17 protein-coding genes are annotated in these 18,423 nt (G+C 66.4%); 11 read left to right on the top strand and 6 right to left on the bottom strand.

What is annotated here, in order from left to right; genetic code table 11:
* The first annotated feature begins 89 nt into the window (after window positions 1–89).
* Window positions 90–1,397: an eCIS core domain-containing protein gene (locus tag RQP53_RS02880; RefSeq protein ID WP_315648527.1), complete on the top strand. Its 1,308-nt coding sequence runs from the start codon at window positions 90–92 to the stop codon at window positions 1,395–1,397.
* A gap of 42 nt (window positions 1,398–1,439) precedes the next feature.
* On the opposite strand, the gene RQP53_RS02885 is transcribed toward RQP53_RS02880, so the two are convergent.
* Complete coding sequence (locus RQP53_RS02885) at window positions 1,440–1,670, bottom strand: hypothetical protein (RefSeq protein WP_315648528.1); 231 nt, start codon at window positions 1,668–1,670, stop codon at window positions 1,440–1,442.
* A gap of 494 nt (window positions 1,671–2,164) precedes the next feature.
* Here RQP53_RS02885 and yiaA point away from each other — a divergent pair, with 494 nt between their 5' ends.
* On the top strand, window positions 2,165–2,602 hold the full coding sequence (gene yiaA, locus RQP53_RS02890) for an inner membrane protein YiaA (protein WP_315648529.1): 438 nt from the start codon (window positions 2,165–2,167) through the stop codon (window positions 2,600–2,602).
* A gap of 22 nt (window positions 2,603–2,624) precedes the next feature.
* Here yiaA and RQP53_RS02895 read toward each other — a convergent pair whose 3' ends face one another.
* Complete coding sequence (locus RQP53_RS02895) at window positions 2,625–4,103, bottom strand: lipase family protein (protein WP_315648530.1); 1,479 nt, start codon at window positions 4,101–4,103, stop codon at window positions 2,625–2,627.
* 221 nt (window positions 4,104–4,324) lie between these two features.
* On the bottom strand, window positions 4,325–4,654 hold the full coding sequence (locus RQP53_RS02900; RefSeq protein WP_315648531.1) for a cupin domain-containing protein: 330 nt from the start codon (window positions 4,652–4,654) through the stop codon (window positions 4,325–4,327).
* A 223-nt stretch (window positions 4,655–4,877) separates the two neighbouring features.
* Between RQP53_RS02900 and RQP53_RS02905 the strand changes: the two genes are divergently transcribed.
* The 4 genes from RQP53_RS02905 (at window position 4,878) to RQP53_RS02920 (ending at window position 8,555) form a co-directional block, all read left to right on the top strand.
* The gene (locus RQP53_RS02905) at window positions 4,878–5,759 is read left to right on the top strand and encodes a DUF2272 domain-containing protein (protein ID WP_315648532.1); all 882 of its coding nucleotides are present in this window, start codon (window positions 4,878–4,880) and stop codon (window positions 5,757–5,759) included.
* The gene (locus RQP53_RS02910) at window positions 5,756–6,370 is read left to right on the top strand and encodes a hypothetical protein (RefSeq protein ID WP_315648533.1); all 615 of its coding nucleotides are present in this window, start codon (window positions 5,756–5,758) and stop codon (window positions 6,368–6,370) included. The genes RQP53_RS02905 and RQP53_RS02910 overlap by 4 nt, the downstream gene beginning before the upstream one ends.
* A gap of 157 nt (window positions 6,371–6,527) precedes the next feature.
* Entirely contained in the window at window positions 6,528–7,115 is a 588-nt protein-coding gene (locus RQP53_RS02915; protein WP_315648534.1) for a LysE family translocator, read from the top strand.
* A gap of 9 nt (window positions 7,116–7,124) precedes the next feature.
* A complete protein-coding gene (locus tag RQP53_RS02920) occupies window positions 7,125–8,555 on the top strand; it encodes an aminotransferase-like domain-containing protein (protein WP_315648535.1) in 1,431 nt (476 codons plus the stop codon).
* A gap of 19 nt (window positions 8,556–8,574) precedes the next feature.
* Here the strand turns inward: RQP53_RS02920 and RQP53_RS02925 are convergent, their stop codons facing one another.
* From RQP53_RS02925 to RQP53_RS02935, 3 genes are all read right to left on the bottom strand, one after another.
* Window positions 8,575–9,273 carry a riboflavin synthase subunit alpha gene (locus tag RQP53_RS02925; protein WP_315648536.1) on the bottom strand — a complete coding sequence of 233 codons (699 nt, stop codon included), beginning with the start codon at window positions 9,271–9,273 and terminating at the stop codon, window positions 8,575–8,577.
* Window positions 9,274–9,309: 36 nt separating this feature from the next.
* Window positions 9,310–10,512 (bottom strand): ammonium transporter, encoded by a 1,203-nt coding sequence (locus RQP53_RS02930; protein WP_315648537.1) that lies wholly within the window; start codon window positions 10,510–10,512, stop codon window positions 9,310–9,312.
* A 197-nt stretch (window positions 10,513–10,709) separates the two neighbouring features.
* On the bottom strand, window positions 10,710–11,057 hold the full coding sequence (locus RQP53_RS02935) for an ArsC family reductase (protein ID WP_315649188.1): 348 nt from the start codon (window positions 11,055–11,057) through the stop codon (window positions 10,710–10,712).
* Between the two features lie 56 nt (window positions 11,058–11,113).
* Here RQP53_RS02935 and aat point away from each other — a divergent pair, with 56 nt between their 5' ends.
* The 5 genes from aat (at window position 11,114) to RQP53_RS02960 (ending at window position 18,115) form a co-directional block, all read left to right on the top strand.
* Entirely contained in the window at window positions 11,114–11,929 is an 816-nt protein-coding gene (gene aat, locus RQP53_RS02940) for a leucyl/phenylalanyl-tRNA--protein transferase (RefSeq protein ID WP_315648538.1), read from the top strand.
* Entirely contained in the window at window positions 11,926–12,693 is a 768-nt protein-coding gene (locus RQP53_RS02945) for an arginyltransferase (protein WP_315648539.1), read from the top strand. Before aat ends, RQP53_RS02945 begins: the two co-directional genes overlap by 4 nt.
* 290 nt (window positions 12,694–12,983) lie before the next feature.
* On the top strand, window positions 12,984–15,854 hold the full coding sequence (locus RQP53_RS02950) for a TonB-dependent receptor plug domain-containing protein (protein ID WP_315648540.1): 2,871 nt from the start codon (window positions 12,984–12,986) through the stop codon (window positions 15,852–15,854).
* A gap of 11 nt (window positions 15,855–15,865) precedes the next feature.
* Window positions 15,866–16,765, top strand: a complete 900-nt coding sequence (locus RQP53_RS02955; RefSeq protein ID WP_315648541.1) for an acetamidase/formamidase family protein — start codon at window positions 15,866–15,868, stop codon at window positions 16,763–16,765.
* Between the two features lie 9 nt (window positions 16,766–16,774).
* Window positions 16,775–18,115 carry an APC family permease gene (locus RQP53_RS02960; RefSeq protein WP_315648542.1) on the top strand — a complete coding sequence of 447 codons (1,341 nt, stop codon included), beginning with the start codon at window positions 16,775–16,777 and terminating at the stop codon, window positions 18,113–18,115.
* Window positions 18,116–18,423 lie beyond the last annotated feature (308 nt).

The following is an 18,423-nucleotide window of genomic DNA, read 5'->3' on the forward strand; positions in this document are numbered from 1 at the left end:
CCCGCAAGCGCCGACATCAATGGGTCGCGGCGCGCCACAGCTGCGACCCACCCCAACCGATACAGACCTTCCGGAACAGGAGCTTGCCGATGAGCACCCGCACCCGCCAAACAAACAGCCACAGCCTGCGGACCGCAGCCAAGGCCCCGGCGGCCGAGCGTGACGGGCCTCGCGCCGCCGGGCAGCTCGCGTCGTCCGCCAGCCCGCGCCAGTCGCAGCAAGGCGTCCAGCTGGCGCAGCTGCAGCGCCGCGAGCCAGCGTCGGCCCGGGCGGGCTTGCCCGCCGAGCTGCGCAGCGGCATCGAATCGCTGTCCGGCGTCGATATGTCGGGCGTTCGCGTGCACCGCAACTCGAACAAACCGGCGGCGCTGCAGGCCCATGCCTATGCGCAGGGCCAGGACATCCACCTCGCCCCCGGTCAGGAGCAGCACCTGCCCCATGAGGCCTGGCACCTGGTGCAGCAGGCCCAGGGGCGTGTGAAGCCGACGCTGCGGATGCAGGGCGGCGTGGCCGTCAACGACACACCCGCACTCGAACGCGAGGCCGACCTGATGGGCGCACGGGCCTTGAAGAATGTCGGCACAGCGCCCGTCAGCCAGCGCCGCAGCAGCGTCAATGCTAGCGCCCCATTGCAGCGCGTCGGCCGCGGCGGCCACATCGCCATCGGCGCTGCCTTTGGCAGCGTCATTCCGGTGCTGGGCACCGCGCTGGGCGCCTATATCGGCAATCGCATCTACAACAAGAAGCAGCGCCGGCCGGCGCGCGGCCAGCGTGGCGGCACTGCGGTCGGCGCCGCGGCACCGCACCTGCCGGCCTTCCAGTTGTTTATTCAGGCCGTCAGAACCGACATCCAGGCGGGTAACTTCCAGGCCGCCGCCGATGCGATGTCGACCCGGCGCACCGCGCTGCTCAACAACCTCGGCCTGCATCTGGATCTGTCCCTGCTCGCCGGACCGGCCGATAAGATGGTCTCGACCATCGCCACGAAGAATATGTACTTCCCAGGCACGCAGCGCATCGCCATCACGCTGCCGGCCACCAAATTCCCTGCATTGACCACCTTCTGGGCCGACGATCCGGCCCGTTCGCGCCAGGTGCTCTTCATGGCGCTGGAGGAGTTCATGCATGCCTACCAGCACCTCAGCGACAGCTTCTTCTCGCCAGACACCAGCGAATACAAGAGCACCGATAGAGCCCACAACGCCGCCGCACAGGCCGGAGCCGCCGGCTATGACTACGACGAAATCGATGTGATGGCCGCCTATCAGGACTGGGGCGAGGACGTGCAGGCGCTCGACTATGTCAATCGCTACCCAGAGCGCCAGCATTTCCAGCAGTGGCGCCAGGACCGCCAGACGCCGGGCTATCGCTTCAAGGACAAGCTGGCGCTGAACTGAAGTTCGAAGGCAGCGCAGTGCTCACGCCGCGCCGCATCCGACTCAGCCGCGCACCTCGACGCCCGCCGCCTTGCCGGCGCAGCACGCGTTCGAGCTCACGACCTGCAGAGACGACAAACCGACGCTGGCCTTGGCGACATCAAGCACCGTGGACATCTGTGTCGGCATGCCGGCGAATATCCGATAGCGAAGGGGCGTCGCGCTGGCGCTGAAGAGATGCCCAAGCTCGATCGCATCGGGACGCGCATCAAGCTGCCACGCGCCACTCAACAAGGAGTCAGACCCATAGCACAAGGGTCAGCAAGAGCCTGTTGGCCTTTTTTTTTGGCGACGCCGGCATGTGCCAGCCCGGCGGCAAGCAGCGTCATCTGCCCTTCGCTCAAGGGAGAAGCCGGGTACCCGACAGCTCCGGCCGCACTCGCCCGAACAGGCACTGCAGGCAGAGTTCGCCAGCCAGCATGTGTTCGTGCAGGCACTGGCCCGGCCCCAGCAGCAGATGCAGAAGCTACAAATGCTCGGCCTTGTTCAGGCGGGTGATTTGAAGCTCGGGCTTGAATTCGACCGAGCCTCAGCGCCATCACTCGGCTGAGATCCAGCCTTGCCTGGGCGGATGGCCGGCGCTATCGCCGTGCTTGAGCCAAGCGCAGCGCGGGTGCACCCTAGCGCCGCTGTGGTGTGGCCTTGCTACAGTCGCGCAGGCCTGTGGCGAAAGCCTGCACCGTCAGCGCCGCGGCCATCACATCGAGATCGAAACGAGAGGAGCAAACATGCAGACCCCACAGTTGCACAAGCCGACCGGCGCCTTTGTTGGCGCTTCATGGGCGGCAATGATTGCCGGCGCCGGTGCCTATCTGGTCGGGCTCTGGAATGCGGAGATGCAGCTGAACGAGAAGGGCTATTACTTCACGCTGCTGATGTACGGGCTGTTCTCGGCCGTGTCGCTGCAAAAGTCGGTACGCGACCGGCTGGAAGGCATCAGGGTCACGGGCCTCTATTTCGGTCTGTGCTGGGTCTCGCTTGGCGTGGCGCTGCTGCTGCTCGGTGTCGGGCTCTGGAACGCCACGCTGAGTGCCAGCGAAAAGGGCTTCTACGCGATGTCCTTCCTGCTCAGCCTGTTTGCCGCCGTCGCCGTGCAGAAGAACGTTCGCGATATCGCCCTGTTCGAGCCGGCAGCGCCGGTGAACGAGGGCACCAGCGAAGGCTAGTGCCCTGTCAAGAAAGGTCTGCCTACAAGAAGCGCACCTCAAAGTCCACCGCATTGCTGGTGTAGAAAGGGCTGGACGTCACCACCTGCAGCGACTGCACGCCGGCACTGGCCTGGTCGACATAGAACACCGCGGTGAGCTGGTTTGGCGTAGCGGCCGTGATGCGGTAGGGAATCGGCGTTGTGCCGCCGCTGAACACCAGGTGGTTGCTGTACAGCCCGCTGGCAAAGCCGCTGCCCAGAATCTGCACGGTCACACCGGCCGGGTTACCCCGGTAGGCCGAAGTCGGGCTGATATCGGATATCTGCGGTGGCGCTGCCGGCGCATCGCTGCCACCCCGCACAACGATGCTGGGGTCCATCAGCTGCGTCAGCCCGAGGTAGACCGGATAGCTGCTGGAATGCTGATAGCCCGCCTGCGCCGCAAAGGCTTCAAGATAGTCCGCCAGGCCGCTGACCAGGCTCTCAAAGCTCAGGCTGCTGCCGATGAAACTGCCGGCGAAGGTTTCTGATGGCAGCTGTGTATAGCCTTGCGGGCTGAGCATGCTGGCCAGCGGCTGCAGCACCAAGGGCTGGAAATACTTCCACTCTTCAGCGGCCGTCGCTGACAGATTGCCAAAGTCGATCACGTCGACACTGTTGTTTGGCGTCGCATAGAGCGCGAACAAGGGGCCCGCCAGGCCACCGCTGGCGATGTTCTGCCCTGCGCTGAACAGTGGCGCCGCATCCAGCGAACAAGCGACGTTGTCGAGATTGCTGGCCAGGCTGGTGTCCCAGCCCGGGAAGGACCCTGCCGCGGCGGCCTGCTGAAAGACCGCGCCCGCATTCGCAGCAAACAAGGCATTGCCCGCAGTCGGCGCGGCAAAGCTGACGCAGCTGACGGTCGACGCGCCGGAAGCATCCCAGGCGCTTTGGTTTTCCAGCAGGTACAGCGCCAGCGTGCTGGCCAAGACGCCGCCCAGGCTGTGCCCGGTCACGCACAGATTGATCGGCTTGCCCTGCGGCGCACGCTCGGCCAGGAATGACAGCAGCTGACCATGGACCGGATCTGTCATATTCGGCCCGAGCAGCACCTGCAGATCGATGCTGGTCGACTCCGAGATCGCCGCGCCAGCCTGGCACTTCGACACCGCGCCGGGCACCGGCCAGGGCATGGTGTCGATCACCTCGAAGTCCTCCAGAAACCAATCGACTTGTGAGACGAAATTCGTGCCGCGCACGGCGATGGCATAGTCGGCGCTGCTGCCGTTCTGCAGCACATACACCATGTTGTCCTGGTACTTCGCGCCGGGCACGGTGAAGGCAATTGGCCCCCAAACCACCGACCAGGTCGACAGATCGACCGGGCTGCCGATCGACTGCAAGGCGGCGTTGATATTGCTGAGGATGATGGCCTCAGGGTTCGGCGTCGTGATCCGCTCGCCGGTGTACGCGAGGTAGGCGAAGCAGAGCATCTGCTGGCGCACGCTGAGGTTGGTGATGGTGGTGTCGACGGTGGACATGGTTCTCTCCCTGCGCAAAAGGCGCCGGCGCACGTGGCGGGCATGCAGGGCGCAACAGCCGGCGTGGTCGAGCCCTGTTCATCGGTGCGCTTGAATGACGATCCAGCGTCGATGCTGCAAGGAATGTGCAGTGCGCCCAGGGGCAGGTCAATCTCAGTTCGGCCAGCAGGGTCTTAGCCCAAGCAAGCCATTCACCCTGCTAGTTATCCGTAGCCACCGAGTCAACCTGTCACCACCAGAGTCAGCAACAAACTGCTGTCCATTTCGGCCACCACCGCATGCGCCTGCCCGGCGGCCAGCAGCGTCATCTGCCCGGCACTCAGTGGCAGCTGCGTGCCCGGCATCTCCAGCCGCACACGGCCGGCCAGGCAGTGCAGACAGAGTTCACCGGCAAGCTTGTGTTCATGCAGAGACTGGCCGGCGCCCAAGAGCAGGTGCAGCAGCTGCAGCTGCTCGGCCTTGATCAGGCTGGTGCTTTGACCCTCGGGGTTGAATTCGGCCAAGGCCTGAAGGTCGATCAGCTGGCCAGGGCTGGCGTGTTGCAGTGCCATGAGCGTCTCCCGCTGCACGATACCGGCCGGGGCGGACGGCGAACGTGCCGGCCTCATTGTGATCCGAACGAAGGCGCATCAGCCTGATCGGCAACTGATACGGGAAATCAGCATTTGACCGATAGCCCTCGCCGACCCGGCTGCACACACTAAGGCCTGGAAGGCGCGCTTGCGCCGGGAGCGTTGGATGCTGACGACGGATTTGGCTTCAAGACTTGAGTGCATGCGCGGCGGGCGTCTGCTGCGCCATGCCGGCAGTGGCTGGCTGATGGCCGCTGCCCTGCTCACGGGCTGCAGCCATCTGCCGCCGGCGCCTCCTGCACCCTCAACGCCAGCTGCGGCGCCACTGTCCGCTACCGAGGCTGTCGTCGATGCGCCCGGCGAAGGCCTGGGCGGCTCGGCAGTTCGGCTGCCGGGCTGGGCCGAGCGCATTCAGCATCTGGCGCTGCAGGAATGGGCCTTGTGGGGGCGCGTGCGCTGGCAGTTGCCGGCCGACAGGCTGGAGCGTCCGCGTGGCGCCGAGGCCCCCACCGAAGCGGATGCAGCCTTCACCAGCCGCGTGCTGCAGTACTGGAGCAGTGCCGTGGGCAGCGAGCTGACAGAGTCCAAGCTGCTGTTTCCCGACGGTTCTCTGCAGGCCTGGTCGGCGGCCTTCATCACGCATCTGGCCCGCGGCGCCGGCCTGGGGGCGGATTCATTTCCGTCCGGCCGCACGCATTGGGGTTACATCCGCGCCAGCCTGGAGCAGCCGCGGCGCAGCGGCTTTGCGGCCCTTGACGCGAGCCAGACGGCCCCTCAGCTGGCCGATGTCATCTGCGCCCCGCGCGAGGTCTCGGTCAGCCAGTTCAAACAGTTTGCCCAACTCGGCAAGCTGAGCCGGCAGGAGCGCGAACGGGCCTGGCCCTTCCACTGCGACCTCGTTGTGGCAATCAGTCCCACTGCGCTGGGCGCCATCGGCGGCAATGTGCAGGAACGCGTGGTCTGGACCGACACCCCGCTGGATGCCCAGGGTCGCCTGCTGCCGCTGCCGCAACGCCCCTGGCTGCTGATCCTGCGCCGCGCCGAGAGCGGCAACGGTGCTGGCCGCAGACAGGGTCAGCCATGAAAGCTCTCGAGCGCCCCGCCACCGAAGCGTCAGCCGATGAACCGGGCTGGCGTGCGCACTGGCGCAGCATCGTCACGATTGCCTCGGGCATCAGCGTCATCGTTGGCGTATTTGTCTCGGTGGGCCACTTCCGCGATTTCGTCGAGAACTCGATCCGCGGCGATATGTCCAAGCGGCTGGCCGCGCTGCAGCAGGTCAAGGAGTTCCTCGCCGAGGACGCGCGCATCGCGCGCTGTGCCGATCGCTTCCTCAGCACGCGCTGGCCGACGCTGCAAACCGAGCTGCCGTCGCGTGTGCAGGCTCGCAACGGTCGCTCCGTGTACCTGAGCGAGGAGATGAGTGACTACGCCGCGGTGCACTACCACTACGAACAGCTGGGAGCGCTGGTCAAGCTGCGCTATATCGAGTTTCCGCTGGTCTTCGAGATCATCGCCTTCCCTGACGAGTACATGGAAGCCACGGCCAGCGCGCAGGCAGCGTTGGCGGCCAGCTGGTATGGCCCGAACAAGCCGCTGAAGGACTTTGGCGCCAACATCCGCTGGTTGCAGCGCTGCTACCAGCACAGCCGCAAGCTGCCGCACGGGCAGACGCCGGCATGCCCGACCGAATGAAGCCCGGCCGAGTGAAGCCCGGCCGGGCCGCGCTGTACCCCTCCCGGCACTGACACAGCGCTGATACAGCCCGCCCGCCTTGTGCCTTGGCCCGCGGCCGCCGCAGCCCTAGCCTTGCAGCCTGTGTTCTCACTCGCTTCAAGCAAGCCCCGCTGCCATGACCGACCTGCTGCCGCTGATGACCTACTGCCTGGTGATGTCCGGCACGCCCGGGCCGAACAATGTGATGCTGACGACGGCGGGCGCCAACTTTGGTTACCGCGGCGCCTTGCCACAGATCCTCGGCATCGTCGTTGGCGGCTTCCTGCTGACGCTGGCCTGCTGCCTGGGGCTGGGCACGCTGTTCCTCGCCTACCCGTTGGCGCAGCAGGTGCTGCGCGTCGGTGGTGCGCTCTACCTGGTCTGGCTGGCCTGGAAGCTCACCGGTGCGCGCATTTCCGAAGCCGGCGCGCTCGATCGGGCGCCAGGATTCGTTCACGGCGCGCTGTTCCAGCTCGTCAACCCCAAGAGCTGGCTGAAGGCAATCACACTGGCCTCGGTGTTCATGCCGGCCTGGCTCTCGCCCTGGCCGGCCGCCCTGCTGGTGGCCACCTTGGGCGCCCTGGTCGGCTTTCCAGCGATCTCCATGTGGGCCTTGTTCGGCATGGCGATTCGCCGGGTGCTGACCCGACCCAGGGCCCAGCGCCTCTTCAACCTCGCCATGGGCGGCACGCTGGTGGTGCTGGCGCTGCTGATCCTGCGCTAAGCTGCCTACGTGATTGCCATCGACCGCCACTCCCCCACCCCGCTGGCCGACCAGATCGAGGCCGGCCTGGCCGGGCTGATCGAGCGCCGCCAGCTGCCGCCCGGTGCCCGGCTGCCTTCGATACGGGCGCTGGCCACGCAGCTGGCGGTCAGCCCCAATACCGTGGTGCTGGCCTACGACAAGCTGGCCTCTTCCGGCCTGATCGATTCACGCGGTACGGCCGGTTTCTTCGTCTGCGAGCCGCGCCCGACCGAGCGTGACGAGGTGCTGCTCGAGGCCGGCGAGGAGCAGGAAGGTGTCTGGCTGGCCCAGCAGGCCAATGACCAGCGTGCCGGCGTACTGCTGGCCAGCAGCGGTGCACTGCCGCCCACCTGGCTGGAAGACGCCGTGCCGGCCGCCGCCGTGCAGCGCGGGCTGGCACGCAGCAGCGCCGGCATGGCCTCGCGCTGCCCGCCGCAAGGCCTGCCCGAGCTGCGCGAACGGATCGCCACGCTGATGCGCGCGCAGGGCATCGCCGTTGACGCCGGCCGGCTGATGACCTGCTATGGCGGCACCCATGCGATTGATCTGATCTGCCGCAGCTTTGTGCGCCCCGGCGATGCGGTGCTGGTCGAGGACCCCGGCTATTTCCTGATGTTCGACCGCCTGCGCCAGGACGGCGCCCGGCCCATCGCCGTGCGTCGCGGGCCGGACGGCCTCGACCTCGAAGCGCTCGATGCCGCCTGCCGCGAACACCGACCGCGCCTGCTCTTCCTGCAGCCTGCCCTGCACAGCCCGACCGGCTGGAGCAGCACGGCCGCCAATCTGCATCGCGTGCTGCTGCTGGCGCGCCAGCACGGCCTCCTGATCGCCGAGGATGATGTGCATGGGCATTTCCATCCCGGCCATCCGGGGCGGCTCGCGGCGCTCTCAGGGCTGGAAGGCGTCATCTACTACTCGAGCTTCTGCAAGGCGCTGAGCCCGGCGCTGCGCATGGGCTATATCGCCGCCGAGCCGGCGCTGCTGAAAACGCTGATGCGCAGCAAGATCTGCTCGGTGCTGACCAGCGCGGCGCTGAACGAATACGTGCTGCTGGAGGTGCTGATCGCCGGCCGCTGGCGCAAGCACCTGGACCGCCTGCAGGCCCGGCTGCTGCAGGCGCGCAGCCAGTGCGCCCGCCAGCTCACCGAGGCCGGCATCCAGCTCGACCATCCCGGCGAAGGCGGCATCTTCCTCTGGGGCACGGTACCCGAGGGCGTTGATGTGCAGCTCTTGGTGCAGGATGCGATGCGCAACAAGATCCTGCTGGTGCAAGGTTCGACCTTCTCGGCCGAGCGCAAGCCCGATCCGCACATCCGCTTCAACGTCGCCTTCAGCCAGCACCACCGGCTGGGCGACTATCTGCGCGAACGGCTGCAGGCGCTGGCCGGCGCTCAGGCAACGCTGGCCGCGCTGCGCTGAGTTCGGGGAGGCTGCGGTCTCAGCCCTTGAGCAGATCAGGCAAGACCTGACCCTGGCTGGCCAGCCAGGCTTCCAGCTGCGGCAGTAGCGGGCCCAGGCGCTCGTCAACGGCGGCGCGCACGGTGTCCACCAGCACCTGGGTCTGGCGCTCGATCTCGATGTTCAGCGCGGCGCCCTCGGCCTTGTCGGCAAAGGTGGTCATGCGCAGGGTCTCGGGGATCAGCCAGACCTCGAACCAGCCCGAGCCGTCGCGTTCGCGGCCGGCCTCGGCAACGGTCAGGCTGGCGCCGTTCACCGCGATATAGCCCTTGGCAAAGATGTAGCGCATCCACGGCGCCGGCACGCCGATGCGGATCACATGGTTGTTGGCCGGCTGGCGGATCGCCTGCACCGTGGCCATGAAGTCCACATGGCCGGAGAGCGGGTGGCCGCCAATCTCGGCGCCATCGCGGGCCGCGCGCTCGACATTGATGCGGCTGCCCACATGCAGGCCGGCCAGCGTGGTGAGATTGAGGCTTTGCTGCATCACGTCGAAGTCGGCGCGGTCGCCCTCGTGCAGCGCCGTCACCGTCAGGCAGACGCCGTCCGAGGCCACACTGGCGCCGATCTCCAGCCCGGCGCAAAAGCCGGGCGGGAACTGCAGCGTGAAGCTGCGCAGACCGGGAAGATCGCGAATCGCCGCCACGCTGGCGACGCCTTGGACAATGCCTGTGAACATCAGGGGGCTCGGGGCTGCTAGGAACAGCCCGCCAGCTTACCAGCTGACCTCGCGATCGGGCGTCGAGCCGATCTTGTGGATGGACAGGTCGGCGCCGTCGAATTCCTCTTCCTGGCTCAGCCGTAGACCCATGGTGGCGCGCAAGACACCGTAGACGACGAAGCCGCCAGCCAAGGCCCAGGCCACGCCGATCAGCGTGCCAATCAGCTGCGCCGCCAGGCTCACACCACCGATGCCGCCACCGGCCACCGAGCCAAACACGCCACAGGCCATGCCGCCCCAGGCGCCGCACAAACCGTGCAGCGGCCAGACGCCCAGCACATCGTCGATCTTCCAGCGGTTCTGCGTCAGCGTGAACATCTTGACGAAGATGAAGCCGGCCACGCCGCCGGTGATCAGCGCACCCAGCGGATGCATCAGATCGGAACCAGCGCACACGGCCACCAGCCCAGCCAGCGGGCCGTTGTAGGCAAAGCCGGGGTCGTTGCGGCCCAGCAGCGTCGCCACCAGCGTGCCGCCCACCATGGCCATCAGCGAGTTCACCGCGACCAGTCCGGAGATCTTGTCCAGCGTCTGCGCGCTCATCACATTGAAACCGAACCAGCCCACCGCCAGCACCCAGGCGCCCAGGGCCAGAAAGGGAATGCTGGACGGCGGGTGCGCGCTGATGGCGCCATCCTTGCGATAGCGGTTCATCCGCGGGCCCAGCAACAGCACGGCGGCCAGCGCGATCCAGCCGCCCACGGCATGAACGACCACCGAACCGGCGAAATCATGGAACTCGGCGCCGAACTGCGCCTTCAGCCAGGCCTGCAGGCCCAGGCCCTGATTCCAGGCCACGCCTTCGAAGGCCGGATAGATCAGGCCAACGATGACGGCCGTGGCAATCAGCTGCGGGCCGAAGCGGGCCCGCTCGGCGATGCCGCCGGAGATGATGGCCGGAATCGCCGCCGCAAAGGTCAGCAGGAAGAAGAACTTGACCAGCTCATAGCCGTTCTTCGCGGCCAAGGCTTCAGCGCCGGTGAAGAAGTGCACACCGTAGGCCACCGTGTAGCCGACGAAGAAGTAGGCGATCGTCGAGACCGCGAAATCCATCAGGATCTTGACCAGCGCATTGACCTGGTTCTTCTTGCGCACCGTGCCCAGCTCCAGAAAGGCGAAGCCGGCGTGCATGGCCAGCACCATGATGGCGCCCAGCAGAATGAACAGCGCATCGGCGCTTTGCTTGATCGTCTCCATGCAGTCCTCATGTCTGAGCCGGGCCGCCAGCACGGTGCGAAAACGTGCACCGCCTTGGCCCGAGCCGCACCAGAACAGCAAGAACAGTGCCCAGACTGGGGCGGGTTCAGCGGCCAGCCGCTGCACCGAAGCGTGGCGTGTTCGCCCAGCCTCAGTGCATTAACGCACCGCGGCAGTGCACCGCGGCAGTGCGCTGCTCAGCGGTGCGCGTCGAACAGCTCGGCGCTGAAGCCCAGGCTCAGCCGGCCATCGGCCCATTCCACAATGGGCCGCTTGATCACACTGGGCTCGGCCAGGCACAGCGCCGCAGCGCTGGCCGCATCGACGACGGCCGCCTTCTGCGCCTCATCGAGCTTGCGCCAGGTGGTGCCAGCACGGTTGACGACGCGCTCCCAGCCCAGTTCGGCCAGCCAGCGCGGCAGCCGGTCGGCCGGCACGCCGGCCTTTTTGTAGTCGTGAAACTGATAGGCCAGGCCGGCCTGATCCAGCCAGGTGCGGGCCTTTTTGACGGTGTCGCAATTGGGAATGCCGTAGACGGTGATCATCGATGTTGAGGGCAGTAGCGCCAGGATTTGCCAGCCGCGCACGCTACCATGCCGCGATGATTCCCTGGCTTGACGACCACACGCTCGACTTCCCGCCCACCAGCGCTGCGCTGGGCCCGGATTCCGAGGCGCCGGGCCTGCTGGCGGCCGGCGGCGATCTGAGCCCGGCGCGGCTGCGCGCCGCCTATGCGCGCGGCGTCTTTCCCTGGTACGGCCAGGGCCAGCCCATCCTGTGGTGGAGCATGGACCCACGGATGGTGCTGCAGACCCGGCATTTCAAGCTGTCGCGTTCGCTGCGCAAGACGATTGCGCGTTTTCGTGCCACACCGGGCTGCGAGATCCGCATCGACACGGCCATTGCCGAGGTGCTCAAGGCCTGCGCCAGCACGCCGCGCGAGGGCCAGCGTGGCACCTGGATACTGCCCGAGATGCAGGCCGCCTATCTGCGCCTGGCCCGCGCCGGCCACCTGCACACGGTGGAAACCTGGATGGACGGCGAATTGGTCGGCGGCCTCTATGGCGTCAATCTGGGCCGGATGTTTTTTGGCGAATCGATGTTCATGCGCCGCACCGACGCCTCCAAGATCGCGCTGGCCGCCCTGGTCTGCCTATGCCGCGAGCATCAGATCCCCTGGATCGATTGCCAGCAGAACACCCAGCATCTGGCCTCGCTGGGTGCATTCGAGCTGCCACGCCCCCAGTTTGAAGCCCATTTGCGCGGACATATCCCGAGATCGGCACCCAGCGATTGGACCTATCATCCGCAACTCTGGTCGCATCTGGATGTTGTGCCCGCTGACGGGGATGACATCGCCAGCCCCGCCGACGCCCCTCTTGACGCCACCTTCTTGACGCCAAAGCCGCAACCGTGACGCATCCCAAAGAGCTACCGCTGGCCGAGCTGCAGTTCTATGCGACCGCGCCCTACCCCTGCAGTTACCTGCCCGACCGGCTGGCCCGCTCGCAGGTGGCCACACCCAGCCATCTGATCCATTCCGATGCCTACTCCGGCCTCGTTGCGGCCGGCTTCAGGCGTAGCGGCATGTTCACCTACCGGCCCTTTTGCGATGGCTGCAAGGCCTGCGTGCCAATGCGCATTCCGGTGGCCGATTTGAAGCCCACACGCAGCCAGCGCCGTGCCTGGACCAAACACCAGAACCTGCAAGCCCGGGTGATGCGCTTGGCCTTCAACGAAGAGCATTACCAGCTCTATCTGCGCTACCAGGCCGGCCGCCACAGCGGCGGTGGCATGGACCACGACAGCGTCGACCAGTACACCCAGTTCCTGCTGCAAAGTCGTATCAATTCGCGCCTGGTCGAGTTCCGCGAGCAGCAGCCCGATGGCCGCATGCTGCTGAAAATGGTGTCCATCCTGGACATCCTGGCCGATGGTCTGTCTGCCGTTTACACCTTCTACGAGCCCGAGCCTTCAACCAGTTATGGCAGCTACAACGTGATGTGGCAGACCGCCCAGGCCCGCGAGCTGCAACTGCCCTATCTCTACCTTGGCTACTGGATTCAGCAGAGTCCCAAGATGGCCTACAAGGCGCAGTTCACGCCACATGAACTGCTGCTCGACGGTCAATGGCAGCGCATCGACGAGCGGGCTGCCGAACAGCACGCGACGCCGAAATAGGCGCTTGACGCAGTCGCGCCGACAGCCGCTCGGCCTCGTATAGGGCACCTCAACGCAACGGCGCCGATGCGGCGCCCGCACTTGCGGCCAGGCCGGGTGACTCGCCACGCTGCCGCGCAAAGCCGGCCTACGGAAGCGCTGGCGGTGCAGCGGCCGCCCACCGCGTCGATCTGCCAAGGGTTTCACCGCTGATCGAGCCAGGCCCGAAGGTGTACAACCCCGGCCAACACGCGGGCGCGGTCCGGCCGGTGTGCCACAAAGCACAAAGATTTTCTCGAGGGATAGAGACCATGAACAGCAAGTTCCTACGGCGCAAGCCGGCCCGCGGCCTGCGCGAAACACCGCTCCATGCCACCCTGCGCCTCGCCCTGCTGGGCGGCCTGAGCCTGAGCAGCGGCCTGGCCAATGCCCAGGGCGACACGGCAGCGGTCCAGATGGACCGCGTGACCGTCACCGGTTCCAACATCCGCCGCATCAGCGCCGAAAGCCCCAACCCGGTCCAGGTGATCAGCGCCGATGAGCTGAAGAAGTCGGGCTACACCGATGTCTCCAGCGTGCTGCGCAACATTACCGCCAATGGCCAGGGCACACTCTCTCAAGGCTTCTCGGGCGCCTTCGCCGCCGGCGCCAGCGGCGTCTCGCTGCGCGGCCTGATGGTCGGCGCGACGCTGGTTTTGATCGATGGTCGTCGGATGGCGCCCTACCCGATCGGGGACGACGGGCAGCGGCAATTCGTCGATGTATCCAACATTCCCTTCGAGGCCATCGAGCGCATCGAGGTGCTGAAAGACGGTGCCTCGGCGGTGTATGGCTCCGACGCCATCGCTGGCGTCGTCAACGTGATCCTCAAGCGCAGCTTCAGCGGCGCGCAGCTGTCCGCCGACTATGGCCAGAGCAGCAGGGGTGATGGCCGCACCAAGCACGCGACGGCCATCATCGGCAGCGGCGACCTCGCCAGCGATGGCTACAACGCCTACCTGTCGGCCGAAGTGCGCCAGCAGGACCAAATCCGGGTGATCGACCGCCCCGGTGTACTGACCGAACGCGACTTCCGCAAGACGGGCGGCTACGACCTGCGCTACGGCGCGCCGAATGCCGCCAATGGCGGCCTACCGCGCAGCGCCAGCGGCTATCTGACGGACGAATCGGGCGCGATTGTCGGCTTCTTCCCCGGCTGCGATGCGGCCAAGCTGGCCGCCGGCCAGTGCATCTATGAGGACAACTGGTCGCAGCTGCAACCGGCAACGCGCAACGTCAACCTGCTGGCTCGCTACACCCGCAACCTGGACCGCGACTGGCAGTTCTCGCTGCAGGCCAGCCAGTTCCAGAGCAAGGCCGAGCAGATTTCCGGCCCGTCCAACAGTTCACCCGATGGCTATCAGGGCGTTGCCTTCGGCCCGACAAGCCCACTGTCGGTGCTGAGCCTGCCGCCAAGCACCATCGGTCGGGGCAATCCCAGCTTCCCGGCAGGCACCGCTGTCGACCGCGCTGTCTTGCGCAAGACCTTTCTGGATGTCGGACCGAACCGGACGCTGCTGGAATCCAAGGCGAGCCGCCTGGTGGCCGATCTGCATGGCCGGCTGGGCGAGTGGGACCTCAGTGCAGCGGCCGGTCTGACCCAGGTCACGCTGGACATCGTGGCACGCGGAGCCGTCGACGCCGGCCGCCTGCAGACCGCGCTAGACCGCAGCAACAACCCCTATCTCGTCGGCGGCAAGAACAGTGCCGAGGTGCTGGACTTCATCGCCCCGGACAGCACGGCACGGGACAGCTCCAAGCTGCGCTTCCTCAATGTCTCCGCCCAGCGCGAGTTGATGGAACTTGGCGGCGGCGCGCTGGCCGTTTCGCTGGGCGCCGATCTGGTGCATCGCAGCACCCACGCCGAGGCACCGGAGGCGATTGCCGCCGGACGCATCGCCGGCATCAACACCTTTGCGATCGGCGAACAGGATGTGAAATCGGTCTATGCCGAGCTGTCGGCCCCGCTCAGCAAAGCACTGGAGCTGGACGCCGCCGTGCGTTACGACCACTACAACCTGTCGGGCGGCCGCGCCAGCCCCAAGCTGGGCTTCAAGTTCCAGCCCAATGCCAGCTGGGGCCTGCGCGGCACTGTCTCCGGCGGCTTCCGTGCCCCCAGTCCGGCTGAGAACGGTCAGAGCGGCCTGACCTACTTCGCCGGCACCGAGCACGATCCCCTGCTCTGCGCCGACGGCAATACCCAGACGCCGGGCAACTTCCCCTCGCAGTGCTCGTTCGCACCGCCGCATGCCCAACTGCCCAACGCGGCGCTCAAGCCCGAGATCTCCAACTCGCTGACGCTCGGCCTGCTCCTGCAGCCACTGAGCAGCCTGAGCGCCCGGCTGGACTACTACGCCATCGAGGTGAAGAACCAGATCGTGGCCGGCCCCAGCAGCGTCGATGACGCGGTACGCAATCCGGCCAGCACGCCGCTACCACGGGTGCAGGCCGACGGCAGCATCCGCAGCGAGTTGCCACCGGTCGGCACGATCGCCTATCTGCCATCGGCCTATATCAATGCCAACGCGACCAAGACCAGCGGCCTGGAGCTGGACCTGGAGTACAGCGCCAAACTCGGTGACTGGGGCAAGTTCCGCTCCAACTTCATGCTCACCCATGTGCTGAGCTATGACACCACGGTGGGCGGCCAGACCTATCACCTGGCCGGCACGCACGGCCCCTTCCTGGTCGGTGGCAATACCGGCAACCCGCGTGATCGGATCCAGTGGTCCAACAGCTGGTCGCGTGGGCCGCTGCAGCTGACGGCCACGCTGAACCGCGTCGGCGGCATGGACGTGACCGACCCCTCGATGGGCATGACGGACTGCCTCAAGGGCCTGTCCTTCGGCGGCGGTGCCGCTTCGTTCGCCTACCCGGATGTGCTGCAAGGCGGCGAAGGCAAGGTACCCGACGCGCGCATGTGCCGGGTCGCGGCCTTTACCACGCTGGATCTTTCGGGCAAGTATGAGTTCAGCCCCAAGCTGAGCCTGTCCTTCGCGGTGCTGAATCTGCTCGACGCCAAGGCACCGGAAGACTGGTTCACCTACGGCGGCGGCATGGGTGCCTTCCCCTTCAACCCGTCGATGCACACCCAGGGCGCCGTCGGCCGCTTCCTGAACGTCGGCGTGAAGTACCAGTTCTAGGAGCGGCAGCCATGATGCATCGAGTCTCCCGCGAGCAACTGGTCTATGCGATGTCGCGGCACAACAAGCCGGTGTTGGAGGTGGACAGCGGCGCGCGGCTGCTGTTTGAGACCTGCGACTGCTTCCAGGACCAGATCGAAGGCGAAGCCAGTCGCTTCGATGGCGTGGACTGGTCGCGTGTCAATCCGGCCACCGGGCCGGTATCGGTGCGCGGCGCCGAACCCGGCGATGTGCTGGCCGTGGAAATCGAGCACATCAGCGTCGGGCCGCGTGCGGTGATGGTGACGGCGCCGGGGCTGGGAATCTGGGGCCACAGGATCGAGCAGCCCTCGATCCGCAGCGTACCCATCATCGACGGTCAGGCACTCATGCCCGGTGGCGTGACCGTGCCGCTGCGCCCCATGATAGGCGTGATAGGCACGGCTCCCGCCGGCGATCCAGTGCCCTGTGGCGTTCCCGACGCGCATGGCGGCAATATGGACTGCAAGCTGATCTGCGCTGGTCACACGCTCTATCTACCCGTGCAGGTCAGCGGCGCGCTGCTGGCGCTCGGTGATCTGCATGCGGCCATGGGCGACGGTGAGGTATCGGTCTGCGGGCTGGAGATTGCCGGCGAGGTGCAGCTGCGCCTGCACCTGATCAAGCAATGTCCGTGGCCCATGCCGATGATCGCCACCCCGGAGCATGTCTACACCCTCGGCTCGGCCGTCACACTGGACGACGCGGCGCTGCTGGCCAGTCGCCAGATGCTGGCCCTGCTGAACGGCCAGACCCGGCTCGGCGAAGTCGATGCCTTGAACCTGATGAGCATCGCCGGAAACCTGCAGGTCTGCCAGATCGTTGATCCGCAGAAGACCTGTCGCTTTGAAATGCCGCGCGCCATGCTGGCGCAGCTGGGCCTGACGCTTTGAGGAACCCGCATGTCAGTGGAACAATTCGGTTATCAGCAGCAACTCAAGCGTGTGCTGGGCTTCAAGGATCTGCTCAGCTACGGCATGGTGGCCATGGTGCCGATCGCGCCCTTCGGTGTCTACGGCTTTGTGGCCGAGGCCTCTCAGGGCCGGGTACCGCTGGCCTATCTGCTCGGGCTGCTGGCCATGCTGTTCACGGCACTCAGCTATGCGGCCATGGCCGAAGCCTTTCCAGTAGCAGGATCGGCCTACGCCTACACACAGCGCGGTCTGCACCCCTTGGCCGGTTTCTTCGCTGGTTGGCTGCTGCTGCTCGACTACATCCTGGTACCAGCGCTGCTGTTCGTCATCAGCGCCGGTTCCTTGCAAGCACTGCTGCCGGCCTGGCCAAAATGGCTCTGGGTGCTGGGCTTTATTGCCCTGTGCACCGCCATCAATCTGCGCGGCGTCGAGCTGACGGCACGTGCCAACCGGCTGTTCCTGCAGCTGCAGCTGCTGGTGCTGGCCTTGTTCATGGTCATCGGTCTGTGGGCGCTTTACCAGGCCGGCGGACCGGGACTGAGCCTGGCGCCGGTGAGCCCCACCGGCCTGAGCTGGAGCTGGTTGGGCGGCGCAGCAGCCATAGCGGCACTGTCATTCCTGGGCTTTGACGCCATCTCCACGCTCAGCGAAGAGGTGCGCGAGGATCAGCCGCGTGCCGTTTCCCGGGCCACCTTGCTGGTGCTATTCCTGATGGGTGCCTGCTTCATCGCCCAGACCTGGGTCGCCGCGGACCTGGCTCAAGGCTTGCAGATCAGCAGCCCCGACAGCGCTTTCTACGAGATCGCCCAGAAGGCAGGCGGCCGGGCCTTGTTCGTCACCACTGCGGTGGCCACCGCACTGGCATGGGGAATCGCTAACGCAATGAGTGCGCAGGCTGCGGTTGCACGCGTGCTGTTTGCCATGGGCCGCGACCGCCAGCTCCCGGGCTCGCGCTGGCTGGCCGCCGTGCACCCGGTAAGGCAGACGCCTGGCTTCAGCACCGCCCTGGTGGCGCTGGTGTCACTGGCGGTGGCTCTGTATTTCCTCGACGATCCCGCAGCGTTGACCAATCTGGTCACCTTCGGTGCCCTCAGCGCCTTCGGCCTGCTGCATCTGGCTGTGAGCTGGCATTTCCTGGTGCGCCAGCGCAGCCGACGTTGGCTGCGCCACGGCCTGCTGCCCTTGGCCGGCCTGGCGGTGCTGCTCTTCATCCTGCACGGCCAGGACCGTGCCGCCATGCAGCTGGGCCTGGCCTGGCTGGCGCTGGGCGCGCTATGGGCCGGCGTGCAGCGCCTATGGCTGCGCCGTGAGCTGAAGCTGGCCGTCTGATCCGGGCAGCACAAATAACCCTCCAACGCCGCGGCCAGCGCCGCGGCCGAAACGCGAGCGCAGCCACGGCCACGCCCTGCCGGTCAGCCGCGGGATCGGCGATCTTGCCCTGCGCCTCGCGCTGCCCGGTCGGGCCCGCGCCACCCCTCAACTGGCACCAATCTGGTATGCAAAGTTACTCTGCGTTACCGCCGCCATTAGTGTTTTCATCGATGTTTTTGTCCAAACTGGTATCTACATTAAATACCACTAAAACGCCAATGGTCGAAAAGACCAAGAGCAACGGGACCGGTGCTTAGGGGAATCGG

The sequence above is a fragment of the Roseateles aquae genome (assembly GCF_032337115.1).
GTDB classification, from domain to species: domain Bacteria; phylum Pseudomonadota; class Gammaproteobacteria; order Burkholderiales; family Burkholderiaceae_C; genus Roseateles_C; species Roseateles_C aquae.

Excerpts from the sequence above, each read along its gene's own strand:
- RQP53_RS02880 (WP_315648527.1), top strand. The coding sequence starts at position 90 with ATGAGCACCCGCACCCGCCAAACAAACAGCCACAGCCTGCGGACCGCA.
- yiaA (WP_315648529.1), top strand. The coding sequence starts at position 2,165 with ATGCAGACCCCACAGTTGCACAAGCCGACCGGCGCCTTTGTTGGCGCT.
- RQP53_RS02895 (WP_315648530.1), bottom strand. The coding sequence starts at position 4,103 with ATGTCCACCGTCGACACCACCATCACCAACCTCAGCGTGCGCCAGCAG.
- RQP53_RS02900 (WP_315648531.1), bottom strand. The coding sequence starts at position 4,654 with ATGGCACTGCAACACGCCAGCCCTGGCCAGCTGATCGACCTTCAGGCC.
- RQP53_RS02905 (WP_315648532.1), top strand. The coding sequence starts at position 4,878 with ATGCGCGGCGGGCGTCTGCTGCGCCATGCCGGCAGTGGCTGGCTGATG.
- RQP53_RS02910 (WP_315648533.1), top strand. The coding sequence starts at position 5,756 with ATGAAAGCTCTCGAGCGCCCCGCCACCGAAGCGTCAGCCGATGAACCG.
- RQP53_RS02915 (WP_315648534.1), top strand. The coding sequence starts at position 6,528 with ATGACCGACCTGCTGCCGCTGATGACCTACTGCCTGGTGATGTCCGGC.
- RQP53_RS02925 (WP_315648536.1), bottom strand. The coding sequence starts at position 9,273 with ATGTTCACAGGCATTGTCCAAGGCGTCGCCAGCGTGGCGGCGATTCGC.
- RQP53_RS02930 (WP_315648537.1), bottom strand. The coding sequence starts at position 10,512 with ATGGAGACGATCAAGCAAAGCGCCGATGCGCTGTTCATTCTGCTGGGC.
- RQP53_RS02935 (WP_315649188.1), bottom strand. The coding sequence starts at position 11,057 with ATGATCACCGTCTACGGCATTCCCAATTGCGACACCGTCAAAAAGGCC.
- aat (WP_315648538.1), top strand. The coding sequence starts at position 11,114 with ATGATTCCCTGGCTTGACGACCACACGCTCGACTTCCCGCCCACCAGC.
- RQP53_RS02950 (WP_315648540.1), top strand. The coding sequence starts at position 12,984 with ATGAACAGCAAGTTCCTACGGCGCAAGCCGGCCCGCGGCCTGCGCGAA.
- RQP53_RS02955 (WP_315648541.1), top strand. The coding sequence starts at position 15,866 with ATGATGCATCGAGTCTCCCGCGAGCAACTGGTCTATGCGATGTCGCGG.
- RQP53_RS02960 (WP_315648542.1), top strand. The coding sequence starts at position 16,775 with ATGTCAGTGGAACAATTCGGTTATCAGCAGCAACTCAAGCGTGTGCTG.